This window comes from Streptomyces anulatus (assembly GCF_014650675.1).
In the GTDB taxonomy this organism is placed as follows: domain Bacteria; phylum Actinomycetota; class Actinomycetes; order Streptomycetales; family Streptomycetaceae; genus Streptomyces; species Streptomyces anulatus.
Genome location: NZ_BMVK01000030.1, coordinates 18,290 through 34,341, shown reverse-complemented (window position 1 = coordinate 34,341; position 16,052 = coordinate 18,290). Strand labels below are relative to the sequence as shown.

Here is a 16,052-nt window from a genome sequence, read left to right as displayed (position 1 = left end):
GCCTGGCGAAGTACGGCGTGCCGCTCGCCGAGACCGCCCCCGCCGGCCTCGCCGCCGCGGGCATCGAACCGGCCCTGCTGCCACCGGTCGAGGCGTCCCGTCCGAAGGCGGAGCTGCCGTACGAGCCCCAGCGGGAGCCGGGGCAGGAGCAGGCACAGCAGCACCCGCAACATCAGCAGCAGCACCCGATGTCGCTCCAGAAGCAGACACCCCAGCAGCAGCACCAGCAGCACCTGCCGGACCAGCAACACCATCAGCAGGCCCAGCAGGCCCCGTACGCCGAGCAGGCCCAGCACCCGCAGCCCCCGGCGCTGGAGACCCCGCAGGTCCCGCCCACCCACGACAGCCCCTGGTTCGCCGCCCAGAAGCTTCCGGAAGGCCCGCACGCCAGCGCGTACGACCCGCGGCACGCCGAGGGCCTGGAGCCCACCCCGGCGGCCGTCCCCCTGGGCCCCGGCCGTACCCGCCCCCTCGGTGACGTCGGCACGATCGGCGCGGTCCCGCACCCCCGCCGTGAGGAGCCCCGTGAGGAGCCCCGCGAGGAGCCGGAGCCCGTACAGCAGGCCGCCGACGAGGAGCCGCCCGCCGTGCCCGCCCCCGGGCCCGAGGACGCGCCGCAGCTGGAGGAGTGGTCCCAGGAGGACAACGACTTCGCCGACCGCGCCTACGAGGAGTTCAGCGCGTACACGGACCAGGAAGGCCAGTACCCGAACGTCGAGACCCTCGACATCCACCTGGCCGACCGGCACGACGTGCACCACCCGCGCTCGACCGAGCTTCTCCAGGACCTGATGCCGCAGTTCAGGAACCTCTACATGCAGCGCGCGACGGCCGACCAGAGCGCCTGAGCGACAGCCGCACAGCACGGCGGAGGGCCACCACCCGGATTCCCGGGTGGTGGCCCTCCGCCGTCACGTCGCTAGGCGCCGAGCAGCCTGCGCACCCGGTCCGCCCCCACCGCGAGCAGCAGCGTGGGCAGGCGGGGCCCCGTGTCGCGGCTGACGAGCAGCCGGTAGAGCAGCGCGAAGAAGGACCGCTGGGCGGCCTTCAGCTCGGGCGTCGGCTTGGCGTCCGGCTTCAGTCCCGCCAGCACCTTCGGCACGCCGTAGACGAGCGTGGTGAGCCCGTCCAGGGACCAGTGCGCGTCCAGCCCCTCCAGGAGGAGGCGCAGCGACTCGCGGCCCTGGTCGTCGAGCGAGCCGAGCAGCTCCTTGTCGGGCTCGTCCCGGACGATGGTGCGGGCCTCGGCCGGGACCTGGGTGGTGATCCAGTTCTCGGCGCGGTCGAGGCGCGGGCGGGCCTCGTCCAGCGCGGTCAGCGGGTTCTCCGGGTCCAGCTCGCTGAGGATGCGCAGCGTCTGGTCCTCGGCGCCGGCGGTGATGTCGGCGACCGAGGCGAGCGTCCGGTACGGCAGCGGGCGCGGGGTGCTCGGGAGCTCCCCGGCCGCGGTGCGGACGGCACGGGAGTGCGCGGCGGCGTCGGCGGGCAGCACCGTGCCGTCGGCGACCTTGCGGCCCAGCGAGTCCCACTCGTCGTACAGCCGCTGGATCTCCTGGTCGAAGGCGATCTTGAACGACTGGTTGGGCTTGCGGCGGGCGTAGAGCCAGCGCAGCAGCGGCGCTTCCATGATCTTCAGCGCGTCGGCCGGGGTGGGGACCCCGCCCTTGCTGGAGGACATCTTGGCCATGCCGGAGATGCCGACGAAGGCGTACATGGGCCCGATGGGCTGGACGCCGTCGAAGACCTCGCGGACGATCTGGCCGCCGACGACGAAGGAGGAGCCGGGCGAGGAGTGGTCGACGCCGCTGGGCTCGAAGATCACGCCCTCGTAGGCCCAGCGCATCGGCCAGTCGACCTTCCAGACGAGCTTGCCCCGGTTGAACTCGCTGAGGCGGACCGTCTCGGCGAAGCCGCACGCCGAGCAGGTGTAGTTCAGCTCGGTCGTGTCGTCGTCGTAGGAGGTGACGACGGTGAGGTCCTTCTCGCAGTTGCCGCAGTAGGGCTTGTACGGGAAGTAGCCGGCGGTGTTGCCGCTGCCGTCGTCCTCGTCGGCGGCGCCGGAGCCTTCGGCGGCCTCCAGCTCGGCCTCGTCGACCTTCTTCTGCTGCTGCGGCTTCTTGCCGCCCTTGCCCTGGGCTGCCGCCGGGTCCTTCTTCGTCCGGTAGCGGTCCAGGACGGCGTCGATGTCGGCGCGGTGCTTCATCGCGTGCAGGATCTGCTCGCGGTAGGTCCCGGCGGTGTACTGCTCCGTCTGGCTGATGCCGTCGTACTCGACGCCCAGCTCGTCCAGGGCCGCCGTCATGGCGGCCTTGAAGTGCTCGGCCCAGTTCGGGTACGCGGAGCCGGCCGGGGCGGGCACCGAGGTCAGCGGCTTGCCGATGTGCTCGGTCCAGGTCGCCTTGTCGACCCCCGGGATGCCCTCCGGGACCTTCCGGAAGCGGTCGTAGTCGTCCCAGGAGATCAGGTGGCGCACGGTGTGCCCGCGGCGGCGGATCTCGTCGGCGACCAGGTGCGGGGTCATGACCTCGCGGAGGTTGCCGAGGTGGATCGGGCCCGACGGGGACAGACCGGAGGCGACGACGACCGGTTTGCCAGGCGCACGACGCTCCGATTCGGCGATGACATCGTCCGCGAAGCGGGAGACCCAGTCGGTCTCGGTGCTGGTCTGACTCTCGGCCACGGTCGGCACGTCCTTCTCTCGTCTGTCGTTTCCCGATGGGGTACGGACCATTCTCCCAGCTACCCCCCGCAGCGCGAAAACGGCTTTACGCCCCGTGGGATACTGGGGTGATCCCTTGTACCCCTACGGAAACGGCAGCCAGCCATGGCCTCGGTCCCTTCCCTCGCTTCCACGCTCCAGCAGCAGCTGGCGGACGCCCTGACGGCAGCGCTGCCGGATGCCGGCGCCGCGGACCCGCTGCTGCGACGTAGCGACCGGGCCGACTTCCAGGCCAACGGCATCCTGGCGCTCGCCAAGAAGCTGAAGGGCAATCCGCGTGAGCTGGCCGCCCAGGTCACCGCGGCCCTCCCGGCGGGCGGGCTGATCAAGGACATCGAGGTCTCCGGGCCCGGCTTCCTCAACGTCACCCTCACCGACCGGGCGATCGTCGAGACGCTGGCCGCCCGGGCGGCGGACGACGAGGGCCGGCTCGGCGTGCCGCTGAAGGACGACGCCGGGACGACGGTCATCGACTACGCCCAGCCGAACGTGGCCAAGGAGATGCACGTCGGCCACCTGCGGTCGGCGGTCATCGGCGACGCCGTGGTCAAGATCCTGGAGTTCACCGGCGAGAACGTGGTCCGGCGGCACCACATCGGCGACTGGGGCACCCAGTTCGGCATGCTCATCCAGTATCTGATCGAGCACCCGGGCGCGCTGAAGCACGAGGGCGGCGCGAGCGACGGCGAGGCGGCGATGTCGACGCTGAACCGGGTCTACAAGGAGTCGCGGGTCCTGTTCGACTCCGACGAGGAGTTCAAGGCCCGGTCCCGGGACCGGGTGGTGGCCCTCCAGGCCGGGGACGCCGAGACCCTGGAGCTGTGGCACCGCTTCGTCGACGAGTCGAAGATCTACTTCCACTCGGTGTTCGACAAGCTCGACATGGAGATCGACGACCCGGACATCGTCGGTGAGTCCGGCTACAACGACATGCTGGAGGAGACCTGCCGGATCCTGGAGGAGACGGGCGTCGCCGTCCGCTCCGAGGGTGCGCTGTGCGTGTTCTTCGACGATGTGAAGGGCCCGGACGGCAACAAGGTCCCGCTCATCGTGAAGAAGACGAACGGCGGCTACGGCTACGCGGCCACCGACCTCTCCGCGGTCCGGAACCGGGTGCAGGACCTCAAGGCGGACACCCTGCTGTACGTGGTGGACGCACGGCAGTCGCTGCACTTCCGGATGGTCTTCGAGACGGCCCGCAGGGCGGGCTGGCTGAGCGACGACGTCAAGGCCGTGCAGCTCGCGTTCGGCACGGTCCTCGGCAAGGACGGCAAGCCGTTCAAGACCCGTGAGGGCGAGACCGTGCGGCTGGAGGACCTCCTCGACGAGGCGGTCGCACGGGCCACGGCGGTCGTCCGGGACAAGGCCGACAAGGTGGGCCTGTCCGAGGAGGAGATCGTCGAGAACGGCCGGTACGTCGGCATCGGCGCGGTGAAGTACGCGGACCTGTCGACCTCCGCCGTACGGGACTACAAGTTCGACCTGGACCAGATGGTGGCGCTGCACGGCGACACGTCGGTGTACCTCCAGTACGCGTACGCCCGGATCCAGTCGATCCTGCGCAAGGCGGGCGACGCGGTCCCGGCCGCCCACCCGGAGCTGGAGCTGGCCCCGGCGGAGCGGGCGCTCGGTCTGCACCTGGACCAGTTCGGCGAGGTCCTCGCCGAGGTCGGGGCGGGCTACGAGCCGCACAAGCTGGCCGCGTATCTCTACCAGCTGGCGTCCCACCTGACCACGTTCTACGACCAGTGCCAGGTGCTCAGCCCGGACAACGCCCCGGAGGTCGTCGAGAACCGGCTCTTCCTGGTCGAGCTGACCGCCCGGACCCTGCACCGGGGGATGGCGCTGCTGGGCATCCGGACGCCCGAGCGGCTCTGACCCGAGGCGTTGTCACGTGTGTGGGCCCCGGCACGGGTGATGTGCGGGGCCCACACGCGTAGGTCCGTCCGGTTCAGGGAGCGGTGAGTTCCACGACGACGTCGTAGACCGCCGGGTTCGGTGTGACCGGCTGTACGGCCTGCTCGCGCGCGGCCCGGGTGCGGGAGGCGAAGTCGGGGTCGGCGGTGGCGGCCTCCCACGCCTCCTGGCTCTCCCAGTGGGAGACGTTGACGAGCTGGAAGCGGGAGTCCGAGGAGCGGGCCCGGTGCATCCGCGAGTCGATGAAGCCCGGCTTCTCCCGCATGAGGCGGGCCCGCTGCTCCCACTTCTCGACGAACGCGTCGAGTTCGTCGGCGGAGATCTCGAAGACGTTGATGAAGGTGACGGGCGGGTCCGGCGTGCCGCCGGCCAGAAGGTTCTCTGTGGTCATGCCGAAACCCTAAGCAACGGGCCGGAGTTGAGCGGCATCGCCCGGTCCGGCGCGGTGACGGGGCCGCCTACTGCGGGCGGCCCAGCGCCCACCCCGACACGTCGGCGAGGCGTCCGCGCCACAGCGGCAGGGAGACCGGGTTCATGGCCCCGACGACGAGCGTGACGTCCCGCAGATGGATCCAGCGGGGCAGCCGGGCCGTCTCCGCGTCCTCGCCGGCGCGCAGTTCCCGTACGCCCTGGTCGACGGTCTCGGGGAACTCCGCGAGCAGGTTGGCCCCCTCGCCCTCGACCTGGCGCAGGCTCCTGGCCCACTCGGCCTTCCACTGCTCGTGCCCGATGACGTCACCGTGCAGGACGCCGCCGGGGTGCGTGAGGGTGAGGGGCAGGCTGGAGCGGGGGTCCTCGTCGAGGAGCTGGATGAGCAGCTGGAGCTGAAGGTCGGGCAGGGGTTCGGTGATCACCGCGGCGGACGGTGCCGGTGAGGTGTCGGCGGTGGCGCTCATGGGCCCTTCCCTTCACATGGCGGACGACGGTCGTCCTCCCCGTCTGCCCTGCGGGCGCGGGAGCACGCCCCCCGAGGACAGGCCGGTCTCAGAGGAAACGGCGGATGGGCAGCACGGCTGCTTCCCGGGCCCGCTGGAGGAGGTCGCGCCGCTTCCACCGGCCGCGCTCGATCAGCACGCTCTTCTCCCGGTCCTCGTCGAAGTGGCCGTCGAGGGTGGCGGTGAAGTCCCGGTCGAGGACGGCGAGCATGACTTCCTCGTCGTGGTCGAGCGAGCGCCGGTTGAAGTTGGTGGAGCCGATGAGCGAGGCGACCCGGTCGATGGTGAGCGTCTTGGTGTGCATCATCGTCGGCTGGTACTGGTGGATCTTCACGCCGCAGGCGGTCAGCTCCTCGTAGAAGCGCTGCCCGGCGAGCTGGCAGACCCGCTTGTCGGTGTGCGGGCCGGGCAGCAGGATCTCGACCTCCACCCCGCGCCGTGCGGCGGCGCAGAGGAGCCCGGTGAAGTAGGCGTCGGGAGCGAAGTAGGCGGTGGTGAGGCGGACGCGCTCCTCGGCGGACTCCAGGACGACCCGGATCAGGGTCTGCATGTCCTGCCAGCCGAAGGACGCGGAGCCGCGCACCACCTGGACGACGGCGTCCCCGTGGTGCTCCTCCGTGAGGAACCGGTCGCGCTCGTCGAACAGCTCGTCGTGGCACTCGGCCCAGTTCTGGGCGAACGCGGCGGCCAGTCCGTCGACGGCGGGCCCGGTGACCCGGACGTGGGTGTCACGCCACTCGTGCTCGTTGCGGGCGTCGCCGCACCACTCCTCGGCTATCCCGACACCGCCGGTGAACGCGGTGCGCTCGTCGACGACGAGGACCTTGCGGTGGCAGCGGTGGTTCTGCTTGAGCGGCGAGAGGTAGAGGGGCTTGCGGAACCAGGTGACGGTGACCCCGGCCTCGTCCATCAGGGCCAGCTGGTCCTTCTCGATGAGCCGCGACCCGAACCCGTCCAGCATGAGCCGCACCCGGATCCCGGCGCGGGCCCGCTCGGCCAGCGCCTCGGCGAACTCGTGGGCGATGTCACCGCGCCAGTAGACGAAGGTCATGAGGTCGATGGTGTGCTCGGCGGCCCGGATGGCGTCCAGCATCGCGCCGAAGATCTCGTCGCCGTTACGGAGCGGGAGGAGGGCGTTCCCCTCGGTGGCGGCGATCCCGATCAGCCGCTCCAGCCTGCGTCTGAGCCGCAGGGACCGCTCCTCGCAGGTGCGGGTGTCCAGGGCCATGGGGTCGGGGGCTTCGGCGGTCGCGGACATGGGTCACCTGGTGGGGAGGCGGGCTGGGGCGACGGTCCGGTCGGAACCGGACGGACGCGAGGACCCGGCGACTGTACTCCTGTGCGAATCCGGACGGAATCGGCCTTCCCGCCCCCGAGGGGCAGATCCGTCAGGTCGCGGGCTCCCACCCGACCTCCTCGTTGCCGTACACGTACTCCGGCCGCCCCTTCATCCCGCTGGTACGGAACGGCTTCCCGTGGTCGTCGATCCGCAGCACCCCTTCGTTCCCGCCGCTGTTCCACTCCAGCTCCAGGTACCAGGTGACGTCGTAACCGACGGCCTTCATATCGAGGTTGAAGACCTCCACGTCCTCGGACGTCACCTTGTACGGGAAGTCCACGGCCGGAACCACCACGTCCCCCTGCTTCCCCGGCACCGGCCGGAGGGTGGGATGCCCGGCGTCGAGATGGGCGGCGAAGGTCTGCGGCGCGATCCCGCTGCCGCAGCCGTTGCCCATCAGATACGCCGACCAGGGCAGCGGAGCCTTGCGGGAGAGGACGCGTACGTGCATGCCCTTGAGGACCACCGCCTCGCGGGAGGTCCCCTGCACGGTGAGCTGGAGCAGCATGTTCCCGGCGTCCACCCCGCCGTACGACTCCGCCCAGCGACGCCGGTCCTGCGGCGCGGGCGGCGGGTCGAGCTCGTCGGGCCCCCGGTTCACCAGGTAGTGCTGGCCGCAGGGTTCGTCCCAGTTGTACGAGGAGATGGTGACGGTCGGCGGAGCACCGAGGCCCGTACCGCTGCCGCCACCGCCACCGCCCTGCGGCTGCCCCGCCCCGGAGCCCGCCGAGGGCTTCACGGACGGCGGACCCGAGGGGGACGCGGAGGCGCTCGCCGAAGGATCGGCCGAACCCGTGCTCGCGGAGGGCCGGGGCCTGGCCGATGCGGAGCCTTCCGGCGCGGGCCCGAGGTCTCCGCCGGCGTCCTCCACCCGGTCCGCGGCGCTCCCGCCGTCCTCCCTCCCCGAGCCGACGAGGTCGGCGGCGACGACGGTGGTGGGGACGAGGAGCGCGGCGACCCCGGCGGCGGCGATGAGCACCCGCGTACGCCGGGAGAGCCGGGACCACCGGGAGCCCGCCCCCGGCCGCGCGCCACCGGACACGACAGTCGGCCCGGACGGCTCGACGGCCTCGGCGGCTTCGACGCCTCCGGGAACAACACCGGGCTCAGGAGCAGGAGAAGGGGCAGCGGGAGGGGCCGGGGCGGGAGCAGAGGCAGGAACGGGGACAGAGGCCGGGGCAGGGGAGGGAGAGGGGGCAGGCTCAGCCGTCCCCGGTGCCGCCCCCACCGGAGGCCGCCGCCGCGCCGCGTCCGCCACGATCCACCGCCGGTGCACCTCCACCAACTCGTCGCCGGACGCCCCGCACACCCGCGCGAACCGCTCCACCGGAGCGAACTCGTTCGGCACGGCGTCCCCGTTGCAGTACCGGTGGAGCGTCGACGTGCTGACGTGCAGCTTCCCCGCCAGCACACCGTAGCTGCGCCCCGAACGGTCCTTCAGATCCTTCAGCAGAGCCGCGAACTCCACGGCCTCCGGCGTCGCCACGACGGCGCTCCCCTTCCTCGTGCGTCCCGGAACGGCGTTCCAGGGACACGGAATTCCCGCAGGTCACCGTACGCGTAGACGTTCCAGCATCCCCAATGGTTCGGCAGGCGTTGCGGCCGGAATCCGCCGTGCCACAAGCTCGGACCAGACCACAGCAGGACCCAGCAGGACCACGGACCGGCCGTTCAACCGGACCAACACGCCAACCGATCACGGGGAGTACCACCGCCATGCGCACCAACCGCATCCGCACCATCGCCGTCGCCGCCACCGCCCTCGCCGCCGCCCTCTCGCTCACCGCCTGCGGAGGCGAGGACAAGGCCATGGGGACCAAGCCGGCCGGTGCCGTCGACACGGCGACGCCCGCGGCGACGGGCACCGACAGCACCGGCGGCACGACGCAGCCGGACGCGCCGGAGGCCGGCACCCCCGAGACGCAGACCGTCCCCGCCGAGGGGAAGCACGCCGGCGGCAACGGCAAGAAGCCGGAGACCGCGCCGAACGAGAAGGCCGCACCGTCGATCCCGGCCTGCACGCCCAAGAACTCCACGGTCAAGGTCTCCTCGGTGAGCCGCCCGATCAACCACCTGCTGCTCACGGTGACCAACACCGGCTCCACCGACTGCGCCGCCTACTACGCGCCGTTCCTCCGCTTCGACGACGCGCAGGCGGTGTACCCGGTCCTCGACGACAGCAAGCCGCAGGCGGTCGTCACGCTCTCCCCCGGCCAGGAGGCGTACGCGGGCATCTCGCTCCTCGGCGAGCCCGGCCAGAACGAGCCGGTCAAGAGCGACAACCTCGGCGTGATCATGGTCGACAAGAACAACGAGTCGAAGGGCGAGTCCACGCTGAAGCTCCCGGCGGAGACCTACACGGACAGCCTGGGCTTCGTCACCTACTGGCAGTCGGACGTCGAGAACGCCCTGATGTTCTGAGCCTCGCGGAACACCGCAGGCCAGTGCCTGACGTGCGGTGACTGTGCGCGACCCGTACACATTTCTTGTACGGGTCGCGCAGGCGTGAAGTGGGTTCCGGGGTGGGAGTGGGAACCGTATGCACCCCAGAAAGCGACAGCGTAAGAACGCGTCGACCATGAAGCTCGTGGGCAAGCTGCTGGCCCGCTTCCGCAAGGAGGCGGGCCTCACGCAGACCGAACTGGCCCAAGCGGCAGGCGTACAGGAGGACACGATCGCCTCCGTCGAGCAGGGCAGGCGCTCCCTGGTCCCGGATCTGGCGGAGACGATCGACGATCTGCTGGACACCAAGGGCGCGCTGGCGACGGCGGTCGACAACATGCCGGAAGTCGACCTGATCCCGCTGTGGGCCGAGGACTACATCGACATGGAGCAGGACGCGCTGGCGCTGTCCTGGTACGACAACCAGGTCATCCCGGGCCTGCTCCAGACGAAGGCGTACGCGCAGGCGGTGTTCGGCAACAAGGTCCCGGTCTACAGCCAGGAGGAGATCGAGACGCAGACCGCGACACGGCTGCAACGCCAGCAGATCCTGGACCGGAAGAAGCCTCCGACCACCAGCATCGTGATCTGGGAACCGGTCCTGATGATGAGACTGACCTCGGACGAGGACCACCGGGAACAGCTCCGCCACCTCTACGCGATGGCCCAACTCCCCGGCGTCTGCCTCCAGGTGCTCCCGCTCGACAGCAGGGTCCACGCGGGCATCGACGGCCCCTTCATCCTCCTGGAGACACCGGACCACCAGCACGTCGCGTACACCGAGACCCAGCGCGGCAGTCAGCTGATCTCCGACCGGAACGAGGTCAGCATCCTCGCCCAGAAATATGCGATGCTGCGAGCCCAGGCGCTCAGCCCTGTGGAGACCCTGCGCCTGCTGGCCCGCTTACTGGGAGAGACATGAGCACCGCACTGAACTGGTTCAAGTCGAGCTACAGCGGCAGCGAAGGCGGCGCGTGCCTCGAAGTCGCCTACGACTGGCGGAAGTCGAGCCATAGCGCCGACGAGGGCGGGGCCTGCGTCGAGATCGCCGCCCACCCCGCCGCCGTCCACGTCCGTGACTCCAAGGACATCGAGGGCCCGGCCTTCACCGTCGCGCCCGCCGCCTGGTCGGCGTTCGCCGCCTACGCGGCAACCGCCTGACCCCACACCGTGGTTATCCCGCCCGGACCGTCTCGTAACGGAGCATCGCGACCCCGTTCCCGAAGGTCCGGGACTCCAGCAGCCGGAGCATCTGCCGCTCCTCCGCGTCCTGGAAGAAGCGGCGGCCCCGGCCGAGGATGACCGGGTGGACGTAGATCCGGTACTCGTCGATCAGATCGGCCTGCCGGAACGACTCCAGCAGATCCGCCCCGCCGACCGCCAGGTCCCCCGATGCGGCGTCCCGCAGACCGCGCACCTGCTCGGGGTCGACCTCGTGCAGCAGGGTCGCGTTCGGCCCCACGCTCTCCAGCGTCCGCGAGAAGACGAACTTCGGCACGTCCCGCCAGATCCCCGCGAACTCGGCCATCGGGCCCTCGTTGGCCGGGTCCTGATCGGCGGTCGGCCAGAACTCCTCCATCAGCTCGTAGGTGACGCGCCCCTCGACGAAGCCGCCCATCGTCCGGAAGTAGTCGTTGAAGTGCTGGTGCAGCTCCTCGTCGACGGTGTGCCAGTCGATGTCCTGGTCGGGCCCTTCGAAGAATCCGTCGAGGGAGAGCGAGATGGACGTGATGATCCTGTTCACGGCGGCTCCTGCCGGATCGGCCCGGCCGACGGGGACGACCGGGCGGCGCACAACGGGCTTCGACGATAAGCCCCGGCACCGACACCCGGGCCCAGCCGCGCCCGCTCCCCCGCGCGGTCACCGGCCGTCTCCCCCGTACGGTCCCCCGCCGCGCCGGACACGCCCTCGGCCCTAGCCGCGCCCGGCCCGCCGCACGGCCCCCGGCCGTCTCCCCCGTACAGCCCTCCGGTCCAGCTCCTCCCGCCAGTCCCGCTCGGGCGGCTCGTCCGGCCGCACGGTCTCCGCCAGCGACGCGAGGATCGGCTCGGCGGTGGCCCAGAGCAGCGCGCCGCCGACGCCCGGCACGACCGTGCGCCGCGCCCCGGGGATACGGGAGACGAGCCGGAGGCCGAGGTCGGGCGAGTGGGAGACGTCCTCCTCGCCGTACCAGACCTCGACCGGGACGGCGATCGCCCCGAGGTCGATGGGCCAGCGCCCCATCGCGAGCACGGTGTCGCGGGCGTACCCGGCCGCCGCGCCCTGCGAGAACGCCTCGTCGAGCGCGCGGCCGTAGGCGGCGGCGAAACCGGGGTCCTCGTACACGACGAGGTCGCACGCCGGGCTTCCGGCCAGAACCATCCGCCGCATCGCGTCCGCGTCGAACCCGGCGAACACCTTCTCCGCCCCGACCGGATCCTCCGCCACCCGCGCGACCAGGCCCCGCAGATCGTCCGGCAGCGCGGAGGCGACCTCCGGCGCGGCGACCTCGTCGGCGGGAGAGACGAGCGCGAGCGCGGAGACGACGCCCGCCGCCGCGCAGGCGAGGGCGAAGGGCGCGCCCTGGGAGTTCCCGAGCATGGCCGGAAGCGGGCCCAGTCCGAGCAGCCCGGTCAGCTCCGAGACATCGTCGACGAAGTCGGCGAAGGTCCGGTCGGGCGCGGGCGTGGAGACCCCGAGCCCGGGCCGGTCCACCGAGACCAGCCGGACACCCTCGTTCTCGACGGCCCCGGCTCCGATCCCGAGCCAGCGGCTGGTCGCGGCCCCGGGCGAGAGCAGGACGGGCAGCCCGTCCTCCGGCCCCCACTCGGCCCAGCCGAGCACCCTCCCGTCGGAGAGGCGCGTGGTTCCGAGGCGGGCGGGATCATCGACGTACAAACTCATGCCGGACATCATTATCCAGCCACCCCCGTACCGCACCGGCTTTCGGCCCCCGGGCCCGTCGCGGCGCTCAAGATGCCTGCCGTGTACCGCCGTTCGCGGGTACGCCGAGCACACGGGCGAGCGCCTCGATGACGGGTTCGGCGTGGTCGGGCAGGTGCAGGCGGGCCCATGCGGCGGCCAGGGCAAGGAAGGCGGCGAGGTCCCGTCCGACCCCGTCCAGCAGCCGGCGCAGCTCGACGGCCGACAACTCGATCACCGGGCTGTCGCTCTGCTCGAAGTCCACGACCAGCCGGACGGATTCACCGGACCGGTCGACGACGGGATCGGGGTCGTGCCCGAGGAAGGGCGATCCGGCGCCGTCGAGGACCGCGTACACACCTCGCCAGTCCTCCAGCCCGCTGCAACAGCCGGGGAGCAGCGTGACGCCGGTCGAGCCGTCCACGACCCGCAGACCACCGGAGGCGAAGAGGTCGTCGAACGTCAGCAGGCCGTGCAGGAAGGACGCGAGCGGGTCCGCCGGGCGCGGCGGACGGTCGTCCCCCACGCCGGGATCGGGGTCGATGTCGTTGCAGCGGACGATGAACATCAGCGCTGTCCCGACCTCGGCGGAAGTGAGGTTTCCGCTCAGCGCCAGGAACCGCGACGACGTGTCCACGGCGACGGGCCAGAGGGAGAAGTCGTCGGGGGTGCGGGTCTCCAGGACGGGCTGCATCACGATCACCCGGCCGAGTGTCCCGTATCGCCTCCCGTTCCGCACCGGCAATAACGCACCGGCGACCAGGGGCACTGCCGGGGACGTTGTCAGTGGCGCCGCCTAGGCTCCCCACCATGGCGACGCTCCCCAATCCACTCCCTTCCCTGGCCACTTCCGGCCTGGACCTCCCGCCCGGCTCCCTGGTGGACGCCACGCTGGACGGCCCCTGGCACGAGCCGCTTCTCTGGTACGCGGACGGCCCGGCCGACCTGCGCGACTGGTCGAGGCTGCGGGCGGCCGGGCGGCCGCTCGGGCTGCTGCCGGTGCTGGTCACGGGCGGCCGGCGCGACCAGTGGCCCGAGGAGTGGGACCTCTGCCCGGACGACACGTCGTACCCCGGCGACCACGACGCCGACGAGGTGCTCGCGGGCTACTGGACGGACTACGCGGCCGACGAAGTCGCCCCGGAGAACGCCGGATCGGACACGGACGGGACCGGGCCGGACACCGACGGCCCCGCGGGCCCCGGCTCCTGGCCCGGCCTCGCGCCCGTCCCCGCCCGTGAGGCGGCCGAGGACGCCGACGTGGCGGCCGCAGGACTCGCGGGCGTGATCGCCGCCGACGCGGACGCATGGCTCGGCGGGGCCCGGATGGCTCTCGTCCCGGCCCGCCGCAGCGCCGACATACCGGCGGCGATCGGCTGGTCGGGCCCGATGAACCACGAGAACGACGTGGCCCGGCTCTGCGCGGTCCTCCGCTCCTGGGAGGACCGCTACGACGCCCGGGTCGTGGTGCTCGGCTTCGACACGATGATCGTCTCCGTGGGCCGCCCGCCCGCCACCGCCGAAGAAGCCCGCGCCCTGGCCGCCGAGCACTACGCGTTCTGCCCCGACAACATCGACCAGTCCCCGCCGTACGACCTCGGCGTCTACGCCGAGAAGGCCGTGCTCAACCAGGAAGCGTGGTCGTTCTGGTGGGACTGAACCAGCCGGGACCAGGGGCAGCGGGACCGGCGGCAGCAGGGCCGGAGGCAGCGGGACCAGGCACGACGGGACGGGACACGATGGCACCGGACAAGGGCCGTACGGCCGAGCGGCGGTCGGACCTCAGCAGCATCAAGAAGTGGTGGCGCACGCTCGGCGGCGACGGCTTCGCCGTCCTCCCGCCGCCGACCCGGAGCCGCTACACCCAGTCCGACGGCCACGAGGACGCGGCCGAGATGTTCGCGACCCGGTCCCTCTCCACCAGCACCTCCTTCGCCTACTGGCACTGGCAGTCCCACTCCGCCTTCGACCGCTCCGGCGGCCTGGACCGCGAGCTGTACGTGTACTGGGGCGGCGACCACGCCACCGTCGCCGCGGGCCTCGGCGACGGCCCGGACGGCTACCGGATCCTCGACGGCGGCCCGCAGGGCGCGTTCCGGCTCGACAAGGTCACGGCGAGGGACGCCGACGGACTGCCCGACCCCGAAGACACCGCAGGCGTCCGCCAGTTCCTCGGCCGCCTCGGCACGCCCCGCAGCCGGACCGCCCGCGCCGTGGAGCACGACCCGCTGACCGCCGCCGAGGAAAGCTGGCTGCACGACCGGCTGCGCGATCCGGTGGAGCTCTCCGGGGCGGCGGGATGCGTCACCGCACTGGAGGCACGGCAGGCGCTGACCCCCGAGGAGACGTCACGGCTGCTGCCGGCCTGGCGGGAGGAGTACGCCGGGCGGCTCACCGAGTGGCCCGCCTGGGCGGCGCTGCTCGACGCGCTGCTGCGCCACGACCACGAGGAGGTCTGGGACACGGTGGAACACCTCGGCCCCCAGGCGTCCGACACCCTGGGCGCGGCCCCCTCCCCCCGGGCCCTGGACGTCCTGCGCGGGTGGTCGCTCGCCGGCGGTCCGCCCGCGATCCGCCCCTGGCTGGAGGTGCACCGGGCGGTCCACGAGCCCGACCCGGTACGGTCCGCCGCCGTGCTCGCCGCGGAGCTGACCGCACACAACGCCCCCGATACGTCCATGAACAGCCTGTTCGCCGCGCTCAGCGCCGCCGTCACGCGCGACTGGCGCGCCGCCCGGCCGACGGCGGACCGCCACGCCGCCCAGGCGTACGCGGCCCTCACCGCCGTCCGCCTCGCCACCGACGACGACCTGCCGCGCCCCCTGCGCGTGGCCGCCGCGCGCAAGGCGTACGACCAGGTCGCCCACGTACGGGAGCAGGCGGCCCAGCACCCCGGCGGCACCGAGGCCGAGGTGCTCGCCGCCGCCGACCGCTACGAGGCCGCCCGCGACGACCTGCTCGCGGGCACCGGCCCCGACCTCACCGGTTACCAGGGCGGGCTCTGCGACCTCTACCACCGCTACCGCACCCTGACCCCCGCCGACGTCCAATGGCTGCGCGACCGGGTGGCCGACCCGTCCACCGGCGTCCAGGGCATCGCGTTCTGCCTCGAACTGCTCCACGCCCACGGCGAGGCGGGCGAAGCCGAGCTGGAAGCGCTCCTGCCGCGCTGGAAGAAGGAGCTGACCAAGCAGTACCGCACCACCTACACCGAGTGGCGTCACCCCCTGGTCACCCTGACCTGCCTCGCCCAGGATCTGGGCCACCCGGCCGCCGAAGCGATGCTGGCCTGGTGGGCGAAGCCCAAGCCGCTCTGGAAGACCCCGGTCCGGCTGCTGACCCACCTCGGCGCACCGGACGAGGCGAAAGCCACCGAGCTGTGGGACTTCGTGGTCTCCGGCGAGGACGACAACGGGCAGTTGATGACCTGGGTGCTGCTCCGCGCCCGGCTCGACGGCACGCACCCCCTGCTCGTCGCCGAGCGGCTGATCGGACAGCGCTGCGTCAGCGAGTACGTCCTGCACCGGGTCCTGATCGGGGTGGCCGACCCCGCCCAGCCGCTCTGGCACTACGCCGTCGACCCGCGCAGCCACAGCTGGCTGCGGCGCGCCCAGGAGGTCGCCGACGACCCCCGCCTCACCGACGCGGCCCGCGCGATCGGGCTGAGGACCGCGCGCGAGCACTACGCGTTCCGCTACCCGGACCAGGTCAGCCCGCCCCTCACGGACGGGCAACTGGCGGCGGCACACGCCTGGGCGGAGGCCCGCGCCGACCGGACCGCCGCGGACTGAGCCCTCG

Annotated in this window: 14 protein-coding genes and 1 pseudogene; 7 read left to right on the top strand and 8 right to left on the bottom strand. The window is 72.1% G+C overall.

The features are described 5' to 3' along the window. Positions 1–848: pseudogene (locus IE272_RS37805) on the top strand (DUF2637 domain-containing protein); the annotation flags it as partial. A 71-nt stretch (positions 849–919) separates the two neighbouring features. Here IE272_RS37805 and lysS read toward each other — a convergent pair. Then, entirely contained in the window at positions 920–2,689 is a 1,770-nt protein-coding gene (gene lysS / locus IE272_RS37800; protein WP_190010229.1) for a lysine--tRNA ligase, read from the bottom strand. Between the two features lie 135 nt (positions 2,690–2,824). On the opposite strand from lysS, the gene argS reads away from it, so the two are divergent. Continuing rightward, positions 2,825–4,597: an arginine--tRNA ligase gene (gene argS, locus IE272_RS37795; protein ID WP_050358737.1), complete on the top strand. Its 1,773-nt coding sequence runs from the start codon at positions 2,825–2,827 to the stop codon at positions 4,595–4,597. 73 nt (positions 4,598–4,670) lie between these two features. Here the strand turns inward: argS and IE272_RS37790 are convergent, their stop codons facing one another. The 4 genes from IE272_RS37790 to IE272_RS37775 all read right to left on the bottom strand — a co-directional run bounded on the left by IE272_RS37790 (position 4,671) and on the right by IE272_RS37775 (position 8,396). Next, positions 4,671–5,027, bottom strand: a complete 357-nt coding sequence (locus IE272_RS37790) for an antibiotic biosynthesis monooxygenase family protein (RefSeq protein WP_190010227.1) — start codon at positions 5,025–5,027, stop codon at positions 4,671–4,673. 67 nt (positions 5,028–5,094) lie between these two features. Next, the gene (locus tag IE272_RS37785; protein ID WP_050358735.1) at positions 5,095–5,532 is read right to left on the bottom strand and encodes a GvpU-like protein; all 438 of its coding nucleotides are present in this window, start codon (positions 5,530–5,532) and stop codon (positions 5,095–5,097) included. A gap of 88 nt (positions 5,533–5,620) precedes the next feature. Next, positions 5,621–6,829: a phospholipase D-like domain-containing protein gene (locus IE272_RS37780; RefSeq protein ID WP_056700488.1), complete on the bottom strand. Its 1,209-nt coding sequence runs from the start codon at positions 6,827–6,829 to the stop codon at positions 5,621–5,623. A gap of 130 nt (positions 6,830–6,959) precedes the next feature. Next, positions 6,960–8,396 carry a helix-turn-helix domain-containing protein gene (locus IE272_RS37775; RefSeq protein WP_190010226.1) on the bottom strand — a complete coding sequence of 479 codons (1,437 nt, stop codon included), beginning with the start codon at positions 8,394–8,396 and terminating at the stop codon, positions 6,960–6,962. Positions 8,397–8,626: 230 nt separating this feature from the next. Between IE272_RS37775 and IE272_RS37770 the strand changes: the two genes are divergently transcribed. The 3 genes from IE272_RS37770 (at position 8,627) to IE272_RS37760 (ending at position 10,513) form a co-directional block, all read left to right on the top strand. Beyond that, positions 8,627–9,331, top strand: coding sequence for a DUF4232 domain-containing protein (locus tag IE272_RS37770; RefSeq protein WP_190010224.1), 705 nt, complete (start codon positions 8,627–8,629; stop codon positions 9,329–9,331). A 157-nt stretch (positions 9,332–9,488) separates the two neighbouring features. Next, complete coding sequence (locus IE272_RS37765) at positions 9,489–10,274, top strand: helix-turn-helix domain-containing protein (protein ID WP_056700494.1); 786 nt, start codon at positions 9,489–9,491, stop codon at positions 10,272–10,274. Continuing rightward, positions 10,271–10,513 carry a DUF397 domain-containing protein gene (locus tag IE272_RS37760; protein WP_190010222.1) on the top strand — a complete coding sequence of 81 codons (243 nt, stop codon included), beginning with the start codon at positions 10,271–10,273 and terminating at the stop codon, positions 10,511–10,513. Before IE272_RS37765 ends, IE272_RS37760 begins: the two co-directional genes overlap by 4 nt. Before the next feature lie 13 nt (positions 10,514–10,526). On the opposite strand, the gene IE272_RS37755 is transcribed toward IE272_RS37760, so the two are convergent. The 3 genes from IE272_RS37755 to IE272_RS37745 all read right to left on the bottom strand — a co-directional run bounded on the left by IE272_RS37755 (position 10,527) and on the right by IE272_RS37745 (position 12,948). Continuing rightward, complete coding sequence (locus IE272_RS37755) at positions 10,527–11,096, bottom strand: dihydrofolate reductase family protein (protein ID WP_050358729.1); 570 nt, start codon at positions 11,094–11,096, stop codon at positions 10,527–10,529. A 171-nt stretch (positions 11,097–11,267) separates the two neighbouring features. Beyond that, positions 11,268–12,236 carry an alpha/beta fold hydrolase gene (locus tag IE272_RS37750; RefSeq protein ID WP_050358728.1) on the bottom strand — a complete coding sequence of 323 codons (969 nt, stop codon included), beginning with the start codon at positions 12,234–12,236 and terminating at the stop codon, positions 11,268–11,270. Positions 12,237–12,303: 67 nt separating this feature from the next. Beyond that, a complete protein-coding gene (locus tag IE272_RS37745) occupies positions 12,304–12,948 on the bottom strand; it encodes a hypothetical protein (RefSeq protein WP_050359004.1) in 645 nt (214 codons plus the stop codon). 116 nt (positions 12,949–13,064) lie between these two features. On the opposite strand from IE272_RS37745, the gene IE272_RS37740 reads away from it, so the two are divergent. Together IE272_RS37740 and IE272_RS37735 are read left to right on the top strand one after the other, a co-directional pair. Further along, on the top strand, positions 13,065–13,913 hold the full coding sequence (locus IE272_RS37740) for a DUF4253 domain-containing protein (protein ID WP_050358727.1): 849 nt from the start codon (positions 13,065–13,067) through the stop codon (positions 13,911–13,913). Between the two features lie 80 nt (positions 13,914–13,993). After that, positions 13,994–16,045: a hypothetical protein gene (locus IE272_RS37735; RefSeq protein ID WP_190010220.1), complete on the top strand. Its 2,052-nt coding sequence runs from the start codon at positions 13,994–13,996 to the stop codon at positions 16,043–16,045. The last annotated feature ends 7 nt before the right edge of the window (positions 16,046–16,052 follow it).

What these genes read in the sequence shown, in the direction of transcription:
- IE272_RS37770 (WP_190010224.1), top strand. Translation starts at nt 8,627, where the DNA reads ATGCGCACCAACCGCATCCGCACCATCGCCGTCGCCGCCACCGCCCTC.
- IE272_RS37785 (WP_050358735.1), bottom strand. Translation starts at nt 5,532, where the DNA reads ATGAGCGCCACCGCCGACACCTCACCGGCACCGTCCGCCGCGGTGATC.
- IE272_RS37735 (WP_190010220.1), top strand. Translation starts at nt 13,994, where the DNA reads ATGGCACCGGACAAGGGCCGTACGGCCGAGCGGCGGTCGGACCTCAGC.
- IE272_RS37745 (WP_050359004.1), bottom strand. Translation starts at nt 12,948, where the DNA reads ATGCAGCCCGTCCTGGAGACCCGCACCCCCGACGACTTCTCCCTCTGG.
- IE272_RS37790 (WP_190010227.1), bottom strand. Translation starts at nt 5,027, where the DNA reads ATGACCACAGAGAACCTTCTGGCCGGCGGCACGCCGGACCCGCCCGTC.
- argS (WP_050358737.1), top strand. Translation starts at nt 2,825, where the DNA reads ATGGCCTCGGTCCCTTCCCTCGCTTCCACGCTCCAGCAGCAGCTGGCG.
- IE272_RS37760 (WP_190010222.1), top strand. Translation starts at nt 10,271, where the DNA reads ATGAGCACCGCACTGAACTGGTTCAAGTCGAGCTACAGCGGCAGCGAA.
- IE272_RS37780 (WP_056700488.1), bottom strand. Translation starts at nt 6,829, where the DNA reads ATGTCCGCGACCGCCGAAGCCCCCGACCCCATGGCCCTGGACACCCGC.
- IE272_RS37765 (WP_056700494.1), top strand. Translation starts at nt 9,489, where the DNA reads ATGAAGCTCGTGGGCAAGCTGCTGGCCCGCTTCCGCAAGGAGGCGGGC.
- IE272_RS37750 (WP_050358728.1), bottom strand. Translation starts at nt 12,236, where the DNA reads ATGAGTTTGTACGTCGATGATCCCGCCCGCCTCGGAACCACGCGCCTC.
- IE272_RS37740 (WP_050358727.1), top strand. Translation starts at nt 13,065, where the DNA reads ATGGCGACGCTCCCCAATCCACTCCCTTCCCTGGCCACTTCCGGCCTG.